Genomic DNA, 20,032 nt, shown 5'->3' with positions numbered 1-20,032 from the left:
TGGGGCATGCGCATTTCACGCGGCACCTCGCTGTTCCTGCTGGCCTTCGGTGTGTGGTCGTGGATCATCTGGATCACCTTCGCCAAGAACCTGTGGGACAGCGACCGGGCCTGGACCCCCGACGGTTCGCCCACGGCCTACTTCGTGGTGCACGCCGTGCTGACCGTCGTTTCGTTCGTGCTCGGCACGATCATCGGCGTGCTGGGCTGGCGCGGGGTGCGCGCGTCCTCCCGCGTCGACGCCTGAATTCCCTCCTTGGTCGGTGGCGCGCCCCGGCGGCCCGGTCTAGGTTGGCGCCACCGAACCAGGAGGTGGAATGTCCCGTTTACGGCGAATGGCGGCCCCGCTCGTGCTGGCCGTCGGAGGTGGCCTGTTCGCGGTGGCCCCGGCCGCGGAGGCCGCGCCGGCCGCCTGCGACACGACGAGCACGCCGTACACCTATGTCGTGACGTACCAGCCGGGCACCCGCGCGTCGGCCGTCGACAAGGAGCTGGCGGCCAAGTGCGGTACGAAGGTCGTCTACTACGCCCCGATCGGCGTGGCGATCGCCAGCTCGCGCAACGCGGACTTCCAGCAGAAGATCGGCGTCCACCGGGCCTACTCGGGTGCCAGGGACGTGGCCTTCCCCGCTTCTTCCGCCCGGACTTCCCTGGGTGCGGTGCGGACGCTGGAGGACACGCGGTCCGTCGCCGCCGCCGGTGACCTGTCGGCGCTGCAGTGGGACATGAAGGCGATCCACGCGCCGGAGGCGAACAAGATCTACCAGGGCAGCCGCGCGGTGACGGTCGGCGTGCTCGACTCGGGCATCGAGGCGACGCACCCGGCGCTGAAGGCGGCCGTCGACGCTCGCTCGTCGGCGGGCTGCGTGACGGGCGCGCCGGACCTTTCCCCGGCGTCCTGGGCCCCGACGACGTCGGACCACGGCACGCACGTGGCGGGCACGATCGCGGGCAAGGACCCGGCGGCGGGCTTCACCGGCGTCGCCCCGGGTGTGCGGCTGGCCTCGGTGAAGGTCGTCAACGACGCCGGCTACATCTTCCCGGAGTCGGCGGTCTGCGGCTTCGTCTGGGCGGCCGAGCACGGCTTCGCGGTGACGAACAGCAGCTACTACATCGACCCTGGCATGTTCTACTGCCCGAAGCAGCCGGGCGACTCGGCGGCGTTCGAAGCGGTCCGCCGGGCGGTGGCGTACTCGAGGAACAAGGGCGTGCTGAACGTGGCCGCGGCGGGCAACGACCACCTCGACACGGCCAATCCGGAGACGGACCCCATCCGGCCGAACCACCCGGTGGACTCGTCCTGCGAAATCCTCCCGGGCGGCCTCGACGGCGTCGTGAAGGTCTCGTCGGTCGGCTACGCGGGCACGAAGTCGAGCTTCAGCAATTATGGCGACGTCGACGTGACGGCGCCCGGTGGTGACTTCTACCAGCCGACCCCCGAGGGCGCGGGACCGGAATGCCCGCTGTCGTCCGTGGTCGGCGGCCAGTACGGCGAGAAATGCGGCACGTCGATGGCTTCCCCACACGCCGCAGGTGTCGCGGCGCTGCTGGCATCGCGCTTCCGCGGGGCGTCGCCGCGGTTCATCGAGCAGCTGCTGGAGAGCGAAGCGGACGTGGTGAGGTGCGCGGCCACCGAGACGGCGTGCACGGGCCCGGCGAAGAACAACTCGTACTACGGCCACGGCCTGGTCGACGCCCTGGACGCGGTGCGCTGACCGTTCGTTGTTCGTGAAGGCCACCTTGAGGAACTTGAACTTCCTCAAGGTGGCCTTCACGCAGCTTCGGGAGCCAGGAACACAGCGGGCCTGGGCCGCGCTTTGGCTTCTTGATAAGCCGACGTGAGATCCGCCAGCACGCGGGCTGGATCTTTCTCCAACTGCGAGGGCAGAGTTTGGACGACCACGATCCCGGTCGCGGCGTAACGGTTGTTCCGGTGCAGCGTTCTCGCGTAGTCCTCGCGGTAGAAGTGGAAGTCGACGGAGTCGATTTCCCAAGCCAGCGCGACATCTTCCCACCAGCCGTCCGGACGTCCGATGTACTGGCCCGCCGCATCGCGGATCAGGGGATTCCAGTGGGTCGGAGCTGCAGCCAGTCGCCGGCTCAGCCGTCTGGCTCGCGCTTCTGCCACCGAACGGAGATCGACCCATGCCGCCAGGAGGCGGCGTGGCAGGGCTGTGCCGCGTTTCGTACCGCAGTCAAGCTCGGCTCTGATCGACGCAGGCGGGCAGCGACCTCGCTGAACGGCCCGACCAGGAGCCGGCCAACGAGTTCTTCGGCTCGCGTCCGCCGTACCGCGTCCGTCGTCGCACGGACCAAAGGCGCCAGTGGAAGGCCGGCTCGGATCCAAGCCCCCGGGAGGCGGGTGGTGCGTTCGACGGTGACGAACTCGCTACTGAGAATCTTCCGTTCGTGCGGCACGAGCATGTGAATCTCGGCATCCGAGAACTCAGCGGGCACACGAAGCCCGTACTGCCGGCACGCTGCCGACCCGGTGACCAGGGCCTGCGGTCCGCAGTACAGCAGGGCCGCGATCAATCTCTCACGGAGGGTGGGTTCCGTGCTGTGCAGGACGATGATTCCGGGGAGCAGCCGCTGCCACGGCCCGCCGGGCAGGCATCTCTGGTAGATGACATTGCTGTTCATCCCCAGGGACTCCAGGGTGAGCGCCCGGATCACACCTTCTCGGCTTCGCTCCTTCAGCAGTTCGGGATGCTCAGCCCATCTCCCTTTTTTCGGCATCTTTCGATCGTGCGGCAACCACGCACGCAGATGCCACCCACAAATCCACAACCTGTGGATCACCCACCCGATGTGGATAACTCCAGAAGTTCGTGAAGGCCACCTTGAGGAACTTAAACTTCCTCAAGGTGGCCTTCACGAACTTGAACGCGAAGTGAGTGGCAGCACTCAAACGCGCTTGAACAGCAGCGCGCGCTTCACTTCCTGGATCGCCTTGGTCACCTGGATCCCGCGCGGGCAGGCGTCCGTGCAGTTGAACGTCGTCCGGCAGCGCCACACACCCTCGCCGTCGTTCAGGATGTCCAGGCGCTCCTCGGCCCCCTCGTCGCGGGAGTCGAAGATGAACCGGTGGGCGTTGACGATCGCCGCCGGGCCGAAGTACGAGCCGTCGTTCCAGTACACCGGGCAGGACGACGTGCAGCACGCGCACAGGATGCACTTCGTCGTGTCGTCGAACCGGTCGCGGTCCGCCTGGGACTGGATCCGTTCCCGCGTCGGCTCGTTGCCGTAGGTGATCAGGTACGGCTTGATCGCGCGGTACGCCTCGAAGAACGGGTCCATGTCGACGTAGAGGTCCTTCAACGTCGTCAGGCCCTTGATCGGGGCGATCGTGATCGTGGTCGGCTTCCCGGACGGCGACAGCAGGTCCTTCATCAGGACCTTGCACGCCAGGCGGTTGATGCCGTTGATCTGCATCGCGTCGGACCCGCACACGCCGTGCGCGCACGACCGGCGGAACGAGAACGTCCCGTCGATGTAGTCCTTGACGTAGAACAGCAGGTTCAGCAGCCGGTCGGTGCGCTGCGCCGGGACGTCGTAGGACTCCCAGTGCGGCTCAGAATCCACCTCCGGGTTGAACCGGAGGATCTTCAGCGTGACCGTGATCGGCGTGTGGTCCGAGTCCGAAGAGGCGGCCGGAGCTTCCGCAATAGCAGTCATCAGTACTTCCGCTCCATCGGCTCGTAGCGGGTGAAGGTGACCGGCTTGTAGTCCAGCCGGATGTCGGACGACAGACCCGAGCCCTGCTTGTAGGCCATGGTGTGCCGCATGAAGTTCGTGTCGTCGCGGGTCGGGTAGTCCTCGCGGGCGTGGCCGCCGCGGGACTCCTTGCGCGCCAGCGCGCCCACGATCAGGACCTCGGCCAGCTCCAGCAGGAAGCCCAGCTCGACGGCCTCGAGCAGGTCGGTGTTGTACCGCTTGCCCTTGTCCGCCACGGTGATCCGCTGGTACCGCTCCTTCAGCGCCTGGATGTCGGTCAGCGCCTGCTTCAGCGTGTCCTCGGTCCGGTACACCGACGCGTGCGAGTCCATCGTCTGCTGCATTTCCTTGCGGATGTCGGCGACGCGCTCGTCACCGTGCTCCGACAGCAGGCCCGCCAGCTGTTCCTCGACCAGAGTGGTCGGATCCGCAGGCAGCTCGACGTGCTCGTGCGCCAGCGCGTACTCCGCGGCCGCGATGCCGGCGCGGCGGCCGAACACGTTGATGTCGAGCAGGGAGTTCGTGCCGAGCCGGTTGGAACCGTGCACGGACACGCACGCGACCTCGCCCGCGGCGTACAGGCCGGGGATGACGTTCTCGTTGTCCCGCAACGCTTCGCCGTGGATGTTGGTCGGGATGCCGCCCATCACGTAGTGACACGTCGGGAACACCGGAACCGGCTCCTTGACCGGGTCGACGCCCAGGTAGGTCCGGGAGAACTCCATGATGTCCGGGAGCTTCGCGTTCAGCGTCTCCTCGGGGATGTGCGTGACGTCCAGGACGACGTAGTCCTTGTTCGGCCCGCAACCCCGGCCCTGCAGCACTTCCTGCACCATCGACCGCGCCACGATGTCCCGCGGCGCGAGGTCCTTGATGGTGGGGGCGTAGCGTTCCATGAACCGCTCGCCGGAGGCGTTGCGCAGGATCCCGCCCTCGCCGCGGACGGCTTCGGAAATAAGAATCCCCAGGCCCGCGAGGCCGGTCGGGTGGAACTGGAAGAACTCCATGTCCTCCAGCGGCAGGCCCTTGCGGAAGATGATGCCGAGGCCGTCACCGGTGAGGGTGTGCGCGTTCGACGTCGTCTTGAAGATCTTGCCCGCGCCGCCGGTGGCCATCACGATCGACTTCGCCTGGAAGACGTGCAGCTCGCCGGTGGCCAGCTCGTAGGCGACGACGCCGGAGGCGACCGGGTTGCCGTTCTCGTCCGGGGTGGTGAGCAGGTCGAGCACGTAGAACTCGTTGAAGAACTCCGTGCCGTACTTGACGCAGTTCTGGTACAGCGTCTGCAGGATCATGTGCCCGGTGCGGTCCGCGGCGTAGCAGGCGCGGCGGACCGCGGCCTTGCCGTGGTCACGCGTGTGCCCGCCGAAGCGGCGCTGGTCGATCTTGCCCTCGGGCGTGCGGTTGAACGGCAGGCCCATCTTCTCGAGGTCGAGGACCGCGTCGATGGCCTCCTTCGCCATGATCTCGGCGGCGTCCTGGTCGACCAGGTAGTCGCCGCCCTTGATCGTGTCGAAGGTGTGCCACTCCCAGTTGTCCTCTTCGACGTTCGCCAGCGCGGCGCACATGCCGCCCTGGGCCGCGCCGGTGTGGGACCGGGTGGGGTAGAGCTTGGTGAGGACCGCGGTGCGGGCGCGCTGGCCGGATTCGATGGCCGCGCGCATCCCGGCGCCCCCGGCGCCGACGATCACCACGTCGTACTTGTGGAACTGCATGGAAAAGTCTCCGAGTCGGACGCTGTTTCAGTTCGCGGGCATGTTCGGGTCGAACGTGAAGATCACCATCGTGCCGACGGCCAGGATCAGCGCCATCGAGACGTACAGCAGGATCTTCAGCCAGAACCGCGTGCTGTCCTTGCGGGCGTAGTCGTCGATGATGACGCGCAGGCCGTTGCCGCCGTGGATCTCGGCGAGCCACAGCATGGCCAGGTCCCAGAACTGCCAGAACGGCGAGGCCCAGCGGCCGGCGACGAAGCCCCAGTTGATCCGGTGCACGCCGCCGTCGAGGATGTTCATGATCAGCAGGTGCCCGAGCACCAGGATGATCAGCGCCATCCCGGAGATCCGCATGAACAGCCAGCTGTAGAGCTCGAAGTTGCTCCGCCGCGCGGCGGGGCGCTTCGGGGTGCGGGGGTTGGCGAGCGCGAGGTCGGCCATGTCAGTTACCCCCGAAGAGCATCTCGGCGGTGCGCTTCAGCATGAAGAACGCACCGGGAACCATCACCACGACCCAGACCACGCCGATCACCCACGTCATGGCCTTCTGCAGCTGCGGGCCCTTCGACCAGAAGTCGACCAGCATGACGCGGATGCCGTTGAGCGCGTGGAACAGCACCGCGCCGACCAGGCCGACCTCCAGGAGGTTGACGATCGGCGTCTTGTAGGTCTCGATGACCTGGTCGTAGGTGTTCGGCGACACGCGCACCAGCGCGGTGTCGAGCACGTGCACGAACAGGAAGAAGAATGTGAGCACGCCGGTGATGCGGTGCAGCACCCAGGACCACATGCCGGGGTCGCCCCGGTAGAAGGTCCCCTGCCGGCGTGAGGCACCCGCCCGATCGCTCGCGCCTGCCGCAGTGTTGGTTCCCGCCCCCGGAGGGGGCGATCCCACCCCGCTGGCAGTGCTCGCCGTGGTGGACATCGGTGAACGGCCTCCAACGTCTGACTGTGCGCCCGGTGGCCGGTGAGGTCCGCTGTCGCCGCGGGAACGGCGGCTGTGCCGAGATCAACGTCATCGAGCCTGGATGAATCGGATGCTAGACCCGCACCCGGAAGGCGGCTCACCTCCGGGTTCCCCTCTGTGATGGACCAGACACCGGCACTCCCGCGCCGCCACCCGGCGGTGTGGTGCAGCGCACTCGGTGGCGCCGCGCCGAGGAGTGTCCCGGTGACCGGTCATCGGACCTCTGCAACATCTGATATCTGATGCTCTACGCCGAACGGCTGGTGCGAACCGTGTGTCATTGACCAACTAGGGCGTCGTCTCTAGCGTCGCTCGGGCAAACATCGGATCTCTCACGATGGGGTGATGTTCTGGTGCGTCGACTCGGCCTGGTGATCGCCGTCGCGGCCCTGCTGCCCGTGGTGTCGGTCACGCCCGCGCAAGCGCTGCCCGACGGATTGGCGCTGACACCTCCGATGGGCTTCAACAACTGGAACACCACCGGCTGCGCCGTCGACGAGCGGCTCATCCGCGACACCGCCGACATCTTCGTCGACAAAGGACTCAAGGCCGCCGGCTACGAGTACGTCAACGTCGACGACTGCTGGGCCGAGCCGGAGCGGGACGCCGACGGGCGCATGCAGGCCAACAAGGCCCGGTTCCCCGGCGGCATCAAGGCGCTCGCCGACTACGTCCACGCCAAGGGGCTGAAGTTCGGCATCTACACCAGTGCGGGCACGGTGACCTGCGCGAAGACCATGCCCGGCGCGCTCGACCACGAGGACGTCGACGCGCAGACGTTCGCGGACTGGGGTGTGGACTACCTCAAGTACGACAACTGCAACAACCAGGGCCGGCCCGCGCTCGAGCGCTACACGAAGATGCGCGACGCGCTGAAGAAGACCGGCCGCCCGATCGTGTACTCGCTCTGCGAGTGGGGCGAGAACAAGCCGTGGGCGTGGGGCGCGGACGTCGGGCACCTCTGGCGCACCACCGGTGACATCAAGGACAACTGGGCCAAGATGGTCCAGATCCTCAAGGCGAACGCGCCGCTCGCGCCGTACGCCGGGCCGGGGCGCTGGAACGATCCCGACATGCTCGAGGTCGGCAACGGCGGGATGACGACCGAGGAGTACCGCTCGCACTTCTCGCTGTGGGCGATGATGGCGGCTCCGTTGCTCATCGGGGCCGACCTGCGCAAGGTGTCGGAAGCGAACTTCGACGTCCTGCGCAACGCCGAGGTCATCGCGCTCGACCAGGACCGCCGCGGCGTCCAGGCACGGGTGCTGTCCAACCAGGACGGACACTGGGTGTTCGCCAAACCGCTGGCCGGCGGCGATGTCGCGATCGCGCTGTTCAACGAGACGACGTCGAGCGCGTCGATCGGCACCACCGCGGCCGCCGCCGGGCTGCCGAAGGCCGCCGGGTACACCGCACGCGATCTCTGGACGCACCGCGATCTCCAGACGGCGGGGCGGATCTCCGCGGTCGTCCCGCCGCACGCGACGGTCGTCTACCGGGTCCTCGCGGGCGGCTCGTGGTGGCGGAACGCGCCGCTGGTGAGCACCGGCGTCGAGGTCGTCCCGTCGGTGCCGGGTGTCCCGGGCGAGATCACGCCCGCCGGGCAGCCCTTCGAGGTGAAGGTGTCCGCGACCGACGAGGCCCGCGTCCCGGTGTTCGACCCGCGCGTGACGCTCACGGCGCCCGCGGGGTGGCACGTCGAGCAGGTGGCGCGACCGCGGGCCGTCGTGCTCGGCACCGGTGAGCGGGCCGAAGGGCGCTGGCGGGTGACTCCGCCCGCCGGGACCGAGGGCACGACGGCGGTGCTGCGCGGCGGCGTCACCTACCGCGCGCTCGGGTTCGGCCAGGTCACCTGGTCCGGTGAACAACAGCTGACCGTGCCCGCGGCAGCGCCCACCGCGTCCGCGTGGGCCAGCGACCTGCGCTGGGCGGCGGAGAAGAACGGCTACGGCCCGGTCGAGCGGGACATGTCCAACGGCAGCATCCCGGCCGGCGACGGAAAGCCGCTGACCGTCAACGGCGTCGTCTACCCGAAGGGCCTCGGCGCGCACGCGCCCAGCGAAGTCGTCTTCTACCTGGGCGGCCGCTGCACGGCGTTCACCGCGGACGTCGGCGTCGACGACGAGCGCGAGGCGACGAACAAGCAAGGGTCGGCGACGTTCGAGGTCTACGCGGACGCCGCGAAGGCCGCCTCCACCGGCGTCCGCACGTGGCAGGACCCGGCGGTCCCGCTCACCGCGGACCTGCACGGGGCGCAGTACCTGCGGCTGGTCGTCACCGACGGCGGGGACGGCAACTCCTACGACCGCAGCGACTGGGCCTCCGCCCACCTCACCTGCGCGTAGTCCCCAAGTTCGTGAAGGCCACCTTGAGGAACTTAAAGTTCCTGAAGGTGGCCTTCACGAACTTCGTCTCACAGAGTGACTGGGCTGGTCCAGCGTTGGGTCAGTCCGGCACTGTGAGTGACGCGGAACGGCAATGCGGCCGTCTCAAAGGGACGCAACCCGCCGAAAGTAGCCATCGCCGGGCTCGATGATCACGTTCGGTGTCCAGTTCGTCGCGCGCGCGACTCGTGAGTAAACGTTTGTGTTACGTAGCGTGCCTTTCCTATGGCGCATTCCTGTCCGGCGGGTACGGTCTGGCGGTCGACTCGGCAGTAGGGCCGGGTCGTGCCCTTGACCATCCGCTGGATCAGCGGGGAGGGAGACACACGTTGCGTCGCATGCGTGGAACCGCGCTGGCCGCCGCGGCCATGGCCGGGGTGCTCGTCCTGGCCGGGTGCGCCAAGGATTCCGGCGGTGGTAACAGCTCGAACAACACCGCGGCCTCGACGGGCGGTTCCGACTGCGTCACCGCGCAGAAGCCGCCCGCGGCGCCCGCCGCCGCCAGCAGCTCGACCGCCGCCACCGGCAAGGTCGACGGCAGCAAGCTGAAGATCGGCCTGGCCTTCGACGTCGGCGGCCGGGGTGACGCGTCGTTCAACGACGCCGCCGCCGCGGGCACCGACAAGGCGAAGTCCGACCTCGGCGTGACGACGGTCAGCGAAAGCACCGCCAGCGCCAGCGAGGCCGAGTCGGCCAAGCAGCAGCGCCTCGACCAGATGGCCTCCTCGGGCCTGAACCCGATCGTCGCGGTCGGCTTCGCCTACGCGCCGTCGGTCAAGATCATCGCCGCGAAGTACCCGAACACGAAGTTCGCGATCGTCGACGACGACTCGATCACGCTGCCGAACGTGACGCCGCTGGTCTTCGCCGAGGAGCAGGGTTCGTTCCTGGCCGGCGTCGCCGCCGCGTACAAGAGCAAGAACTGCCACATCGGCTTCGTCGGCGGTGTCAACACCCCGCTGATCCAGAAGTTCGAGGCCGGCTTCCTGCAGGGCGCGAAGACCGTTTCGTCCAAGATCAAGATCGAGGACGAGTACCTGACCCCGGCCGGTGACTTCTCCGGGTTCCAGGACCCGCCGAAGGGCAACGCGAAGGCCGCGGCCGAGATCGCCAAGGGCGCGGACGTCGTCTACCACGCCGCGGGCGCCTCGGGTAAGGGCGTGTTCGACGCGGCGAAGGCGGGCAACGCGCTGGCCATCGGTGTCGACTCCGACCAGTACAACCAGAAGACCGTCGAGGCCGACAAGGACGTCATCATCACGTCCATGCTCAAGCGCGTCGACGTCGCGGTGTTCGACTACGTGCAGGCCGTCGCCAAGGGCGACACGAGCGGCCTGCCGAAGCGGTTCGACCTCAAGGTCGACGGCGTCGGCTACGCCACCTCCGGTGGCAAGATCGACGACATCAAGGACGTCCTCGAGGGGTACAAGGCCCAGATCATCTCGGGCGCGATCACCGTTTCGGACAAGCCGCAGAAGTAACTCAGTGCGCGTCGGGGCTCGGAGGAATTTCTCCTCCGGGCCCCTCACGCGTTTACACGAGATATGGAATTCTCCCGCCCATGAGCACAGCCGAGGCCCCGGCCGAGGCCGTCCCCGACCGGGGCGCCCCCGCCGTCCAGCTGACCGGGATCACCAAGCGCTTTCCCGGCGTGGTGGCCAACTCCGACGTCAACCTCACCGTCGCCGCCGGCGAGGTGCACGCCATCTGTGGCGAAAACGGCGCCGGCAAGTCCACCCTGATGAAAATCCTGTACGGCATGCAGCCGCCGGACGAGGGCACCATCGCGATCAACGGCGAAGAGGTGAAACTGCGCAACCCGCAGGACGCCATCCGCGCCGGCATCGGCATGGTGCACCAGCACTTCATGCTCGCCGACAACCTGACCGTCGGCGAGAACGTCTTCCTCGGCGCCGAGGGCCTGCACGGCATCGGCCGCGCCGCCCGCGCGCGGCTGGCCGAGCTCGCCGAGCGGACCGGCCTGCGCGCCGAGCCCGACACCCTGCTCGAAGAGCTGGGTGTCGCCGACCGCCAGCGCGTCGAGATCGTCAAGGTGCTCTACCGCGGCGCGAAGATCATCATCCTGGACGAGCCGACCGCGGTTCTCGTGCCGCAGGAGGTCGACGCGCTCTTCGAGACCGTGCGGGAGATGCGGGACGGCGGCTACACGTTCCTCTTCATCTCGCACAAGCTCGACGAGGTCCGCGCGATCGCCGACACCGTCACGGTGATCCGGCGCGGGACGACCGTCGGCACCGCCGACCCGAAGACCATCACCTCCCGCCAGCTCGCGGAGATGATGGTCGGCTCCGAGCTGCCCAGCCCGGAGACCCGCGAGTCCACCGTCACCGACCGCGCCGTGCTGCGGCTGACCGGGCTGACGCTGGGCGCCGAGGGCTCCGGCCGCAACGCGCTCGACGACGTCTCCTTCACCGTGCACGCGGGCGAGGTGCTCGGCGTCGCCGGCGTCGAGGGCAACGGCCAGACCGAGCTCGTCGAGACGATCATGGGCATGCGCAAGCCGTCCGGCGGCACGATCGAGCTGTTCGAAACCAGCACAGGCGACGGGAAGGCGCGCGACCTCACCAGGGCGGGCACACTGGCCCGGCGCGAGGCCGGCATCGGCTACATCGCCGAAGACCGCACCCGGCACAGCCTGCTGCTCACGCAACCGTTGTGGGTCAACCGGATCCTCGGCTACCAGACCCGCGAGCCGGTCTCGAAGGGCCAGCTGCTCGACATCGCCGGCGCCCGCGCCGACACCGAGCGGATCGTCCGCGACTACGACGTCCGCACGCCGGGCATCGACGTCCCGGCCGCCGCGCTCTCGGGCGGCAACCAGCAGAAGCTGATCGTCGGGCGCGAGCTCTCGGGCAACCCGGTGCTGCTCATCGCGTCGCACCCCACGCGCGGGGTCGACGTCGGCGCGCAGGCGCTGATCTGGGAGAACATCCGCCAGGCCCGGGCCGACGGCCTCGCCGTGCTGCTCATTTCCGCCGACCTCGACGAGTTGATCGGCCTGTCCGACACGATCCGGGTCATGCTGCGCGGGCGCCTCGTCACCGAGGCCGACCCCGCCACCGTGACCCCGCAGGAACTGGGCTCCGCGATGACCGGCGCGGGAGAGGGTGACGAAGAATGACCTCCTGGCGCACGAAACTGCTGCCGCCGCTGCTGGCGATCGTCTTCGCCGTGCTGCTGTCGGCGATCGCGCTGATCATCTCCGGGGCCGACCCGCTGCAGGCGTACGGCACGATGATCGGCCAGATGTTCAAGGGCTCGACCGCGGTCGACACCGCGAACCTGGCGACGGTCTACTACCTGTCCGGGCTCGCGGTGGCCATCGGCTTCCAGATGAACCTGTTCAACATCGGCGTCGAGGGCCAGTACCGGTTCGCCGCCGTCGTCGCGGCGATCGCCGGTGGCGCGCTGAAGCTGCCGCCGGTGATCCACGTGCTCGCGATCCTGGTGGTCGCGGTCGTCGCGGGCATGGCCTACGCGGCCATCCCGGCCGTCCTCAAGGTCACCCGCGGGGTCAGCGAGGTCATCTCGACGATCATGCTCAACGCGATCGTCGCCGGGATCATCGCCTACCTCATCAACGCCGACCAGTTCGGCGTGCAGACCGGGAACAACATCGGCACCCGGGTGATCGAGCCGTCCGGCCGGATCCCGGGCATCCCGCTCGGCTCGGGCACGCTGTTCGGGTTCGTGTTCATCGCCGCCATCGTCGGCGGCGCCTACTGGTTCATGCTCAACCGCACGCGGTTCGGCTTCGAGCTCAAGGCGTCCGGCGAATCCACCACCGCGGCCGCCGCGGGCGGTGTCAACGCCAAGAAGATGACGCTGATCGCGATGCTGCTCTCCGGTGGCGTCGCCGGCCTGGTCGCCATGCCGGAACTGCTCGGCCGCGACTACAGCTACGGCATCACCGCGACCCAGATGTACGGCTTCACCGGCATCGCGGTCGCGCTGCTCGGCCGCAACCACCCCGGCGGCATCGCGCTCGGCGCGCTGCTGTGGGCGTTCCTCGACACCTCCGCGGTGTCGCTGGAGCAGATCAACGTGTCCAAGGAGATCGCGACGATCATGCAGGGCATCATCGTGCTGTCGGTCGTCGTGGCGTACGAGATCGTGCGCCGGGCCGACCTCGCCGCCGAACAACGCAGGGTCGGGCGCGCACTCGCCGGCGGCAAGGGTTCCTCGGTCGCCGAAGGGGGTGCGGTGTGATCACCGACGTCGCTCCCGAATCCGGCTCGACCACGCCGGTGCGGCGCAAGCGGGGCCGGATCCCCGGCTGGCTGCGCGGCGTGATCTGGGCCGTGATCGCCATCGCCGTCGTCTCGACGGCGTCCTACTCCACCGGCGTCGCCGCGCTGACGTCGTCGAACACCGCGCAGACGGCGTTGCGTCTGGCGCTGCCGATCCTGCTGTGCGCGCTGGGCGGCCTCTGGGCCGAGCGCGCGGGCGTGGTGAACATCGGTCTCGAGGGCATGATGATCCTCGGCACCTGGGGCGCGGCCTGGGGTTCTTACTACGGTGGCGTGTGGTCCGGGCTGCTGGCCGCGATCGTCTTCGGCGCGCTCGGCGGGCTGCTGCACGCGGTGGCGACGGTGACGTTCAACGTCAACCACATCGTCTCCGGCGTCGCGATCAACCTGCTCGGCCTCGGCGTCGCGAAGTACCTGGCGAAACTGATCTTCGAGCCGATCTCCGGCAACCCGCGGCAGTCGCCGGTGGTGCCGAAGTTCGACACCTACTCGGCGAGCTTCCTCTCGGACTGGCTCGGCGACCTGGAAAAGCAGCAGCGCGTCGGCATTTCCGACGTCGCCGGCATCCTGCGCGGCCTGGTCACCGAGGTGGCGCCGCTGACGATGCTCGCGATCATCCTGGTGCCGGTGAGCTTCTGGGTGCTCTGGAAGACCCGCTTCGGTCTGCGGCTGCGCTCCTGCGGCGAGAACCCGGTGGCGGCCGAGTCCCTCGGCGTGAACGTGTACCTGCACAAGTACGTCGCCGTGATCATCTCGGGCGCGTTCGCCGGCATGGGTGGCGCTTCGCTGGTGCTGCTGCGCGGCGGCGCGGACTACCTGGAGAACCAGACCAACGGCCGCGGGTACATCGGTCTCGCGGCGATGATCTTCGGCAACTGGCGGCCCGGTGGCCTGCTCGGCGGCGCGGCGCTGTTCGGCTACGCGGACGGCCTGCAGCTCGCCGGCGGCGGGGAAGCGGTGCTCGCGCTCCTGTACGGCGCGGTGATCCTGGTTGCCGTGATCGTCGTGGTGCAGCTGTTCCGTCGCCAGTGGATCGCGGCCGGGCTCGGCGTGGTCGGCGCGGGCGTGCTGTACGCGATCTACTGGGCCAACGACACGCTGCCGTCGGACCTGATCCCGTACACCGCGCACTTCGTGACGCTGATCGTGCTGGCCGTGGCGTCGCAGCGGCTGCGGCCGCCGAAGGCCGACGGGCAGCCGTACCGACGGGGTGAGGACTGAGTGCCTGACATGTCCACTGTGGATTGGGACGCTCTGCGTTCCCGGGCGATCGAAGCCGCTTCCCATGCGTACGCGCCTTATTCGGGTCTGCACGTCGGGGTGGCCGGGATCGTCGACGACGGCCGGGTCGTGACCGGGTGCAACGTCGAAAACGCTTCCTACGGGCTCGGCCTGTGTGCCGAGTGCACGATGGCCGGGCAGCTGCGGCTCTCCGGCGGCGGGCGGCTGGTCGCCGTCGCGTGCCGCAGCGGCGCGGGTGATCTGCTGATGCCGTGCGGGCGCTGCCGGCAGATCCTGTTCGAGCTGGGCGGCTCGTCGTGCCTGGTGGACACGCCGCGTGGCGTGCTGCCGATGTCCGACGTCCTGCCGGACGCCTTCGGCCCGGACGACCTGCCGTGAGCGAGCTTGCGAGTGAACCATTGACACAGCGCGCGTTCGCGGCAGTGGACGTGATCCGGGCGAAGCGGGACGGTGGCACGCTTTCCGACGAGCAGATCGACTGGGTCGTCGACGCCTACACGCACGGTCTTGTGGCCGAGGAGCAGATGTCGGCGCTGGCCATGGCGATCTTCCTCCGGGGCATGGACGCCGGCGAGATCTCGCGGTGGACCGGGGCCATGATCGCCTCCGGCGAGCGGCTGTCGCTGGACGTCTCGCGCCCGACGGTGGACAAGCACTCGACGGGCGGGGTCGGCGACAAGATCACGTTGCCGCTGGCGCCGCTGGTGGCCGCGTGCGGCGCGGCGGTGCCGCAGCTGTCCGGCCGCGGGCTCGGGCACACCGGCGGCACGCTCGACAAGCTGGAGTCCATCCCGGGCTGGCGCGCTTCACTGTCCACTTCGGAGATTGCCGCTCAGCTGGAAGACGTCGGCGCGGTGATCTGCGCGGCGACGTCCGGGCTGGCACCGGCGGACAAGAAGCTGTACGCGCTGCGGGACGTGACCTCGACGGTGGAGTCGATCCCGCTGATCGCCAGCTCGATCATGAGCAAGAAGATCGCGGAGGGCGCGTCCGGGCTGGTCCTGGACGTGAAGTTCGGGTCGGGCGCATTCATGAAGACCCTGGAGCAGGCGCGTTCGCTGGCTTCGACGCTGACGTCGATCGGCGCGGACCACGGCGTCCCGACGACGGCGTTGCTGACCGACATGAACGTCCCGCTCGGGCGGGCGGTCGGGAACGCGGTGGAGGTCGCGGAGTCGGTCTCGGTGCTGCAGGGCGGCGGGCCGTCGGACGTGGTCGAGCTGACTCTCGCTCTGGCGCGCGAGATGCTTTCGCTGGCCGGCATCGCCACGGACCCGGCGGCGGTGCTGGCGTCGGGGGAGGCGTACGAGGTCTGGTGCCGGATGATCTCGGCCCAGGGCGGCGACCCTGCGGCGCCGCTGCCCACGCCTGCGCACGTCCACGTGGTGACGGCGCCTTCTTCGGGAGTGCTGGCTTCGCTGGACGCGTACGCGGTGGGCGTCGCGGCGTGGCGGCTCGGCGCGGGCCGGGCCCGCAAGGAGGACCCGGTCCAGGCCGCGGCGGGCATCCTGTGCCTGGCCAAGCCGGGGGACGAGGTCTCAGCGGGCCAGCCGTTGCTGGAGCTGCACACGGACACGCCTTCCGCGGTCCCGCCGGCCCTGGCCGCGCTCGAAGGCGGCTTCACGATCGCGTCCTCGGCACCCTCCCCGGGCCCGATCGTGCGCGAGACGATCCGAGGCTGACCCGGCGCTCGCGGCGGCCGATGTGACCACCATCGCGAAGATGATCACCCGGTCGAGTGACTACAGAAGTTCGTGAAGGCCACCTTGAGGAACTACAAGTTCCTCAAGGTGGCCTTCACGGATCTCGTCCTGGGGCCGCGACATGCGAGAAGGCCCCCGCCGGGATCGGCGGGGGCCTTCACGTGTGGCTTGCTTACTCCGTGGCTTCTTCCGAGCCTTCGCCCGTCTTGGCCTTCGCGTCGGCCGGCTTCGGGGCGCGGCCGTTGCGGGAGCTGCGGCGCGGCTGGCGCGGGGCCGGCGGGGGCGGGGAGATCTGCTGGACCGCCGGGCCGCCGCCGAGCATCAGCTCCGCGAACGTCGCCATCGCCTCGTCGAGCTGGCCGCCGATGCGGCGGACGCTCTCGTCGTTGCTCTTGCGGACCAGCGTGTCGACCGAGTCGGTGTCCGGCTGCTTCGACAGCGTGCCCTCGACCTTCGACAGCCCGGCCTTGAGCGCGCCGTCGAGGTCGCCGATGCCGGACAGGAAGCCGTCCTCCACCTTGTCGAGGCGGGAGGCCAGGTCGTCCAGGCGAGTGGTGACCGTTTCGAGCCGGCTGCCCAGTTTCTCCAGCCGGTCGGACGCGTCGATCATCTCGCCGGTCTCGGTCAGGGCGACCTTGAGCGCCTCGGTGTTGGCGTCGATCCGCTCGTGCGTGGTGCGGCCCAGCTCGCCGACCCGCTCCTGCGTGACGCGGCTCAGCTCGTCGACCTTGCCCCGCAGTTCGTGGTCGGCGTGGTCGACGCGGTCGCGCAGGGCCGACTCGGCCTGCTCGATCCGCTCGCGGACCGGGCCGTGCACCGACTGCGGGATCGAGTCGAGCTTCGCGTCCTGCTTGTCGAGGTGGCTGCCGACCTCGTCGATCCGGCGGTGGATGTTCTGGAGCTTGTCCTCGAGCCCGTCCATCCGCCCGCCGACACCCTCCAAGCGCGCGGCCATGCCGTCGAGGCGGCCGTCGAGCTGCGCGAAGGGCTTGGCGAGCTTGTCGACGATGCTCTCGACCGCGCGGGTCAGCGCGGCGAGCGCCGAGTCCTGCGCCTCGAGGCGGGACATCGTCTCGTCGAGGCGCTCGGCCAGGACGCTGACCTCGGTGCGGTCGGGCATCTCGGAGAGGCGCTTGCGGACCGCGCCCAGCGAGTCCACCGGCGCGAGGCGGGCGTAGATGTCGTCGAGGGCGTCGAAGATCTGCTGCTGCTCGCTCTCACGCACTTCGGCCGCGCGCACCAGCATGTTGCGCATCCGGTCGAAGGACGGGGCGGCAATGTGGTTGTCAGTGGTCACTGCTGTGTGTCCTTCGTCGGCGGGGAAATGGGAGGGACGTGCCACGAAGCTTAACGATTGCGAAATTGCTGTGCGTATGGCCCCCGTGAAGCGCGTATTACGGAGGCTGCCCCCGGATGGCCGATTCGTCGCATGATCGTCAACGCTGAGCGTTGACCCGAGCCTGAGAGTTACGGCCATGTAGGGGAATGACAACGAGGTTACCGTTGTGGGATGCCTGACGAAAGCCCTGTTCTGCCCATCGAGACACTCCGCCGCGCGCCCAAGGTGCTGCTGCACGACCACCTCGACGGTGGCCTGCGCCCGGCCACCGTCGCCGAGCTCGCCGACGTCACCGGTTATGCCGGTCTGCCCACTTCCGACCCGGCCGAGCTGGGCAACTGGTTCCGCCAAGCGGCCGACTCCGGCTCACTCGTTTCCTACCTCGAGACGTTCGCGCACACCTGTGGAGTGATGCAAACGGAGGAATCGCTGGTCAGGGTCGCCGCGGAGGCGGTCGAGGACCTGGCCGCCGACGGCGTCGTCTACGCCGAGGTGCGCTACGCACCGGAGTTGTTCGTCGAACGCGGTCTGTCACTCGATGCGGTGGTCGAGGCTGTCCAGGCGGGGTTCACGGAGGGCACACGGCGGGTGGCCGCGAACGGCGGCACCATCCGCGTCGCGACGTTGCTCTGCGCGATGCGCCAGCACGCCCGGGCGCTCGAGATCGCGAGCCTGGCCGTCCGCTACCGCGACGCCGGCGTCGCCGGGTTCGACATCGCCGGTCCGGAGGACGGATTCCCGCCCACCCGCAATCTCGACGCGTTCGAATACCTGCGTCAGAACAATGCGCATTTCACCATTCATGCGGGCGAAGCCTTCGGTTTGCCGTCCATTTGGGAAGCGATTCAGCACTGCGGCGCCGAGCGGCTCGGGCACGGGGTGCGCATCGCCGAGGACATCAAGACCGACGCGGACGGCACGGTCCACCTTGGACGGTTGGCCGCGTACGTCCGCGACCGCCGCATCCCCCTGGAGATCTGCCCGACGTCGAACGTCCAAACAGGCACGGTCCGCTCGATCGCCGAGCACCCCATCGGCCTGCTCACCAAGCTGCGCTTCCGGGTGACCGTGAACACGGACAACCGGCTGATGAGCGGATGCACGATGACCAGCGAATTTGCCGCGCTGCACGAGACGTTCGGCTATGGTATCGACGACTTCCGCTGGTTCACCATCAACGCGATGAAATCCGCGTTCATCGATTTCGACGCCCGGCTCGCGTTGATCGACGACGTGATCAAGCCCGGGTACGCCGCGCTGACCTGATCTCCCCGCTGAGGACCGCACCTCGCTTGCGGTCCTTAGCCATGCCAACTATCGTTCACCATGTAGGAACAACTTCTCAGATTTTGAGACGGTGGCGAAGATGGTGCAGGTCGCGAGCGGTGCGGGTGAGCAGCTGCAGCGGAGTTCACGCCGGTGGCTCATCCTCGCGCTCGGCCTCGCCGCGCAGACCGCGAGCTGCTCGTTCCTGTACGGCATCCCGTTCCTGGTCCCGGCGATGCGAGCCGCCGAGGGGCTGACGCTGGCCGAAGCCGGAACGGTCGTCGCGGCCCCGAGCATCGGGCTGTTGTTCACCCTGATCGTGTGGGGCGCGGCTGCGGACCGTTACGGAGAGCGCCTCATCATGGCCCTTGGCCTGGGCATCTCGGGGTTACTCCTCGTGTACGCCGGGATAGGAAATCACCCGGTCGGGCTCCTCTTTGGGGTGTTTTTGACCGCCGGCGCCTGTACGGCTTCGGTGAACGCGGCGAGCGGTCGCGTGGTGATGGGCTGGTTCGCGAAGTCCGAGCGAGGCGTGGCGATGGGGATCCGCCAGACGGCCCAGCCGCTCGGCGTGGGCGTGGCCGCGCTGGGGCTGCCGCCGCTGGCCGCGCACTTCGGCTACCGGGCGGCGATCCTGCTGCCGGCCGGGCTGGCGATCGCCGTGGCGCTGCTGGTGGCGTGGCTGGTGACGGACCCGCCGCGGCCGCCTGGCCCGGCGGGCGGGGTCAAGCCGCCTTCGCCGTACCGGCACGCGGCGCTGTGGCGGGTGCACGGGGCCAGCGCGCTGCTGGTGGTGCCGCAGTTCGCGGTGTCGGCGTTCGCGCCGGTGTACCTGGTGGCGGTGCAGCACTGGAGCCCGCTGTCGGCGGGCTGGTACCTGGCGGTGGTCCAGGTCCTGGGTGCCGGCGGCCGCCTGGGGTCGGGCTGGTGGTCCGACCGGGTCGGCAGCCGCCTCCGCCCGATGCGTCAGCTCGCTGTCTTGAGCTGTTTCGTCATGCTCCTGGTGGCCCTCGGCGACGCCACTTGGCCCTGGCTGGTGCTGCTGGCCCTGGCCCTGGCGGGGGTGATCACGGTGGCGGACAACGGCCTCGGCTTCACAGCCTCGGCGGAGCTGGCCGGCCTGGCGTGGTCGGGCCGCGCGATGGGCACCCAGAACACGGGCCAGAACATCGCGGCCTCCCTGACCCCACCACTCCTGGGCCTGGTGATCGGCGACACCAGGTACGCACTCGCCTTCTGCGTGGCAGCGATCTTCCCGGCCCTGGCCGTGGCAGTGGTCCCGGTCCGCGCCGAACCCCCCGACTGACGTGTCGTCCACCCAGGTACGCGTGTCGACCCTTCAATCACGCGTGTCGACCCCGCAATCACGTGAGTTGACCCTTTCCGCACGGATCCGGACGGACGACACGCGTACTTGGACGGACGACAC

Annotated in this window: 18 protein-coding genes; 11 read left to right on the top strand and 7 right to left on the bottom strand. The window is 68.9% G+C overall.

Annotated elements, in window-relative coordinates; genetic code table 11:
* Positions 1-6 precede the first annotated feature (6 nt).
* Positions 7-246, top strand: coding sequence for an SCO4848 family membrane protein (locus tag ACLJQF_RS43690; RefSeq protein ID WP_410616209.1), 240 nt, complete (start codon positions 7-9; stop codon positions 244-246).
* 70 nt (positions 247-316) lie between these two features.
* A complete protein-coding gene (locus tag ACLJQF_RS43685) occupies positions 317-1,714 on the top strand; it encodes a S8 family peptidase (protein ID WP_410616208.1) in 1,398 nt (465 codons plus the stop codon).
* 56 nt (positions 1,715-1,770) lie between these two features.
* Here the strand turns inward: ACLJQF_RS43685 and ACLJQF_RS43680 are convergent, their stop codons facing one another.
* The 6 genes from ACLJQF_RS43680 to sdhC all read right to left on the bottom strand — a co-directional run bounded on the left by ACLJQF_RS43680 (position 1,771) and on the right by sdhC (position 6,356).
* Positions 1,771-2,127: a hypothetical protein gene (locus tag ACLJQF_RS43680; protein WP_410616207.1), complete on the bottom strand. Its 357-nt coding sequence runs from the start codon at positions 2,125-2,127 to the stop codon at positions 1,771-1,773.
* Positions 2,100-2,738, bottom strand: coding sequence for a hypothetical protein (locus ACLJQF_RS43675; protein ID WP_410616206.1), 639 nt, complete (start codon positions 2,736-2,738; stop codon positions 2,100-2,102). Before ACLJQF_RS43675 ends, ACLJQF_RS43680 begins: the two co-directional genes overlap by 28 nt.
* A 168-nt stretch (positions 2,739-2,906) precedes the next feature.
* Positions 2,907-3,677 (bottom strand): succinate dehydrogenase iron-sulfur subunit, encoded by a 771-nt coding sequence (locus tag ACLJQF_RS43670; RefSeq protein ID WP_410616205.1) that lies wholly within the window; start codon positions 3,675-3,677, stop codon positions 2,907-2,909.
* The gene (sdhA, locus tag ACLJQF_RS43665; protein WP_410616204.1) at positions 3,677-5,431 is read right to left on the bottom strand and encodes a succinate dehydrogenase flavoprotein subunit; all 1,755 of its coding nucleotides are present in this window, start codon (positions 5,429-5,431) and stop codon (positions 3,677-3,679) included. The genes ACLJQF_RS43670 and sdhA overlap by 1 nt, the downstream gene beginning before the upstream one ends.
* A 27-nt stretch (positions 5,432-5,458) precedes the next feature.
* The gene (locus ACLJQF_RS43660; RefSeq protein WP_410616203.1) at positions 5,459-5,872 is read right to left on the bottom strand and encodes a succinate dehydrogenase hydrophobic membrane anchor subunit; all 414 of its coding nucleotides are present in this window, start codon (positions 5,870-5,872) and stop codon (positions 5,459-5,461) included.
* 1 nt (position 5,873) lies between these two features.
* Positions 5,874-6,356, bottom strand: a complete 483-nt coding sequence (gene sdhC, locus ACLJQF_RS43655; protein ID WP_387043092.1) for a succinate dehydrogenase, cytochrome b556 subunit — start codon at positions 6,354-6,356, stop codon at positions 5,874-5,876.
* Positions 6,357-6,751: 395 nt separating this feature from the next.
* On the opposite strand from sdhC, the gene ACLJQF_RS43650 reads away from it, so the two are divergent.
* From ACLJQF_RS43650 to ACLJQF_RS43620, 7 genes are all read left to right on the top strand, one after another.
* The gene (locus ACLJQF_RS43650; protein WP_410616202.1) at positions 6,752-8,743 is read left to right on the top strand and encodes an NPCBM/NEW2 domain-containing protein; all 1,992 of its coding nucleotides are present in this window, start codon (positions 6,752-6,754) and stop codon (positions 8,741-8,743) included.
* 377 nt (positions 8,744-9,120) lie between these two features.
* Positions 9,121-10,263: a BMP family lipoprotein gene (locus ACLJQF_RS43645; protein ID WP_410616201.1), complete on the top strand. Its 1,143-nt coding sequence runs from the start codon at positions 9,121-9,123 to the stop codon at positions 10,261-10,263.
* An 80-nt stretch (positions 10,264-10,343) separates the two neighbouring features.
* Complete coding sequence (locus tag ACLJQF_RS43640) at positions 10,344-11,924, top strand: ABC transporter ATP-binding protein (RefSeq protein ID WP_410616200.1); 1,581 nt, start codon at positions 10,344-10,346, stop codon at positions 11,922-11,924.
* Positions 11,921-13,012 (top strand): ABC transporter permease, encoded by a 1,092-nt coding sequence (locus ACLJQF_RS43635; protein ID WP_410616199.1) that lies wholly within the window; start codon positions 11,921-11,923, stop codon positions 13,010-13,012. Before ACLJQF_RS43640 ends, ACLJQF_RS43635 begins: the two co-directional genes overlap by 4 nt.
* Positions 13,009-14,274, top strand: a complete 1,266-nt coding sequence (locus ACLJQF_RS43630) for an ABC transporter permease (RefSeq protein WP_410616198.1) — start codon at positions 13,009-13,011, stop codon at positions 14,272-14,274. The genes ACLJQF_RS43635 and ACLJQF_RS43630 overlap by 4 nt, the downstream gene beginning before the upstream one ends.
* Before the next feature lie 9 nt (positions 14,275-14,283).
* Entirely contained in the window at positions 14,284-14,673 is a 390-nt protein-coding gene (locus tag ACLJQF_RS43625) for a cytidine deaminase (RefSeq protein WP_410616197.1), read from the top strand.
* Positions 14,670-15,977 carry a thymidine phosphorylase gene (locus ACLJQF_RS43620; RefSeq protein ID WP_410616196.1) on the top strand — a complete coding sequence of 436 codons (1,308 nt, stop codon included), beginning with the start codon at positions 14,670-14,672 and terminating at the stop codon, positions 15,975-15,977. Before ACLJQF_RS43625 ends, ACLJQF_RS43620 begins: the two co-directional genes overlap by 4 nt.
* A gap of 193 nt (positions 15,978-16,170) precedes the next feature.
* Here ACLJQF_RS43620 and ACLJQF_RS43615 read toward each other — a convergent pair whose 3' ends face one another.
* A complete protein-coding gene (locus tag ACLJQF_RS43615) occupies positions 16,171-17,295 on the bottom strand; it encodes a PA containing protein (protein ID WP_410616195.1) in 1,125 nt (374 codons plus the stop codon).
* Between the two features lie 213 nt (positions 17,296-17,508).
* Between ACLJQF_RS43615 and ACLJQF_RS43610 the strand changes: the two genes are divergently transcribed.
* Both ACLJQF_RS43610 and ACLJQF_RS43605 read left to right on the top strand, forming a co-directional pair.
* The gene (locus tag ACLJQF_RS43610) at positions 17,509-18,603 is read left to right on the top strand and encodes an adenosine deaminase (RefSeq protein ID WP_410616194.1); all 1,095 of its coding nucleotides are present in this window, start codon (positions 17,509-17,511) and stop codon (positions 18,601-18,603) included.
* A gap of 100 nt (positions 18,604-18,703) precedes the next feature.
* Positions 18,704-19,909: an MFS transporter gene (locus ACLJQF_RS43605; RefSeq protein ID WP_410616260.1), complete on the top strand. Its 1,206-nt coding sequence runs from the start codon at positions 18,704-18,706 to the stop codon at positions 19,907-19,909.
* Positions 19,910-20,032 lie beyond the last annotated feature (123 nt).

The sequence above is a fragment of the Amycolatopsis sp. lyj-109 genome (assembly GCF_046548995.1).
In the GTDB taxonomy this organism is placed as follows: domain Bacteria; phylum Actinomycetota; class Actinomycetes; order Mycobacteriales; family Pseudonocardiaceae; genus Amycolatopsis.
This window is presented reverse-complemented; position numbering and strand designations above follow the sequence as displayed.

Bases quoted from the DNA above. Each gene is read 5' to 3' on its own strand.
- ACLJQF_RS43640 (WP_410616200.1), top strand. From the start codon at position 10,344: ATGAGCACAGCCGAGGCCCCGGCCGAGGCCGTCCCCGACCGGGGCGCC.
- ACLJQF_RS43610 (WP_410616194.1), top strand. From the start codon at position 17,509: ATGCCTGACGAAAGCCCTGTTCTGCCCATCGAGACACTCCGCCGCGCG.
- ACLJQF_RS43690 (WP_410616209.1), top strand. From the start codon at position 7: ATGCGCATTTCACGCGGCACCTCGCTGTTCCTGCTGGCCTTCGGTGTG.
- ACLJQF_RS43670 (WP_410616205.1), bottom strand. From the start codon at position 3,677: ATGACTGCTATTGCGGAAGCTCCGGCCGCCTCTTCGGACTCGGACCAC.
- ACLJQF_RS43625 (WP_410616197.1), top strand. From the start codon at position 14,284: ATGTCCACTGTGGATTGGGACGCTCTGCGTTCCCGGGCGATCGAAGCC.
- sdhC (WP_387043092.1), bottom strand. From the start codon at position 6,356: ATGTCCACCACGGCGAGCACTGCCAGCGGGGTGGGATCGCCCCCTCCG.
- ACLJQF_RS43605 (WP_410616260.1), top strand. From the start codon at position 18,704: ATGGTGCAGGTCGCGAGCGGTGCGGGTGAGCAGCTGCAGCGGAGTTCA.
- sdhA (WP_410616204.1), bottom strand. From the start codon at position 5,431: ATGCAGTTCCACAAGTACGACGTGGTGATCGTCGGCGCCGGGGGCGCC.
- ACLJQF_RS43635 (WP_410616199.1), top strand. From the start codon at position 11,921: ATGACCTCCTGGCGCACGAAACTGCTGCCGCCGCTGCTGGCGATCGTC.
- ACLJQF_RS43645 (WP_410616201.1), top strand. From the start codon at position 9,121: ATGCGTGGAACCGCGCTGGCCGCCGCGGCCATGGCCGGGGTGCTCGTC.
- ACLJQF_RS43675 (WP_410616206.1), bottom strand. From the start codon at position 2,738: ATGCCGAAAAAAGGGAGATGGGCTGAGCATCCCGAACTGCTGAAGGAG.
- ACLJQF_RS43660 (WP_410616203.1), bottom strand. From the start codon at position 5,872: ATGGCCGACCTCGCGCTCGCCAACCCCCGCACCCCGAAGCGCCCCGCC.
- ACLJQF_RS43685 (WP_410616208.1), top strand. From the start codon at position 317: ATGTCCCGTTTACGGCGAATGGCGGCCCCGCTCGTGCTGGCCGTCGGA.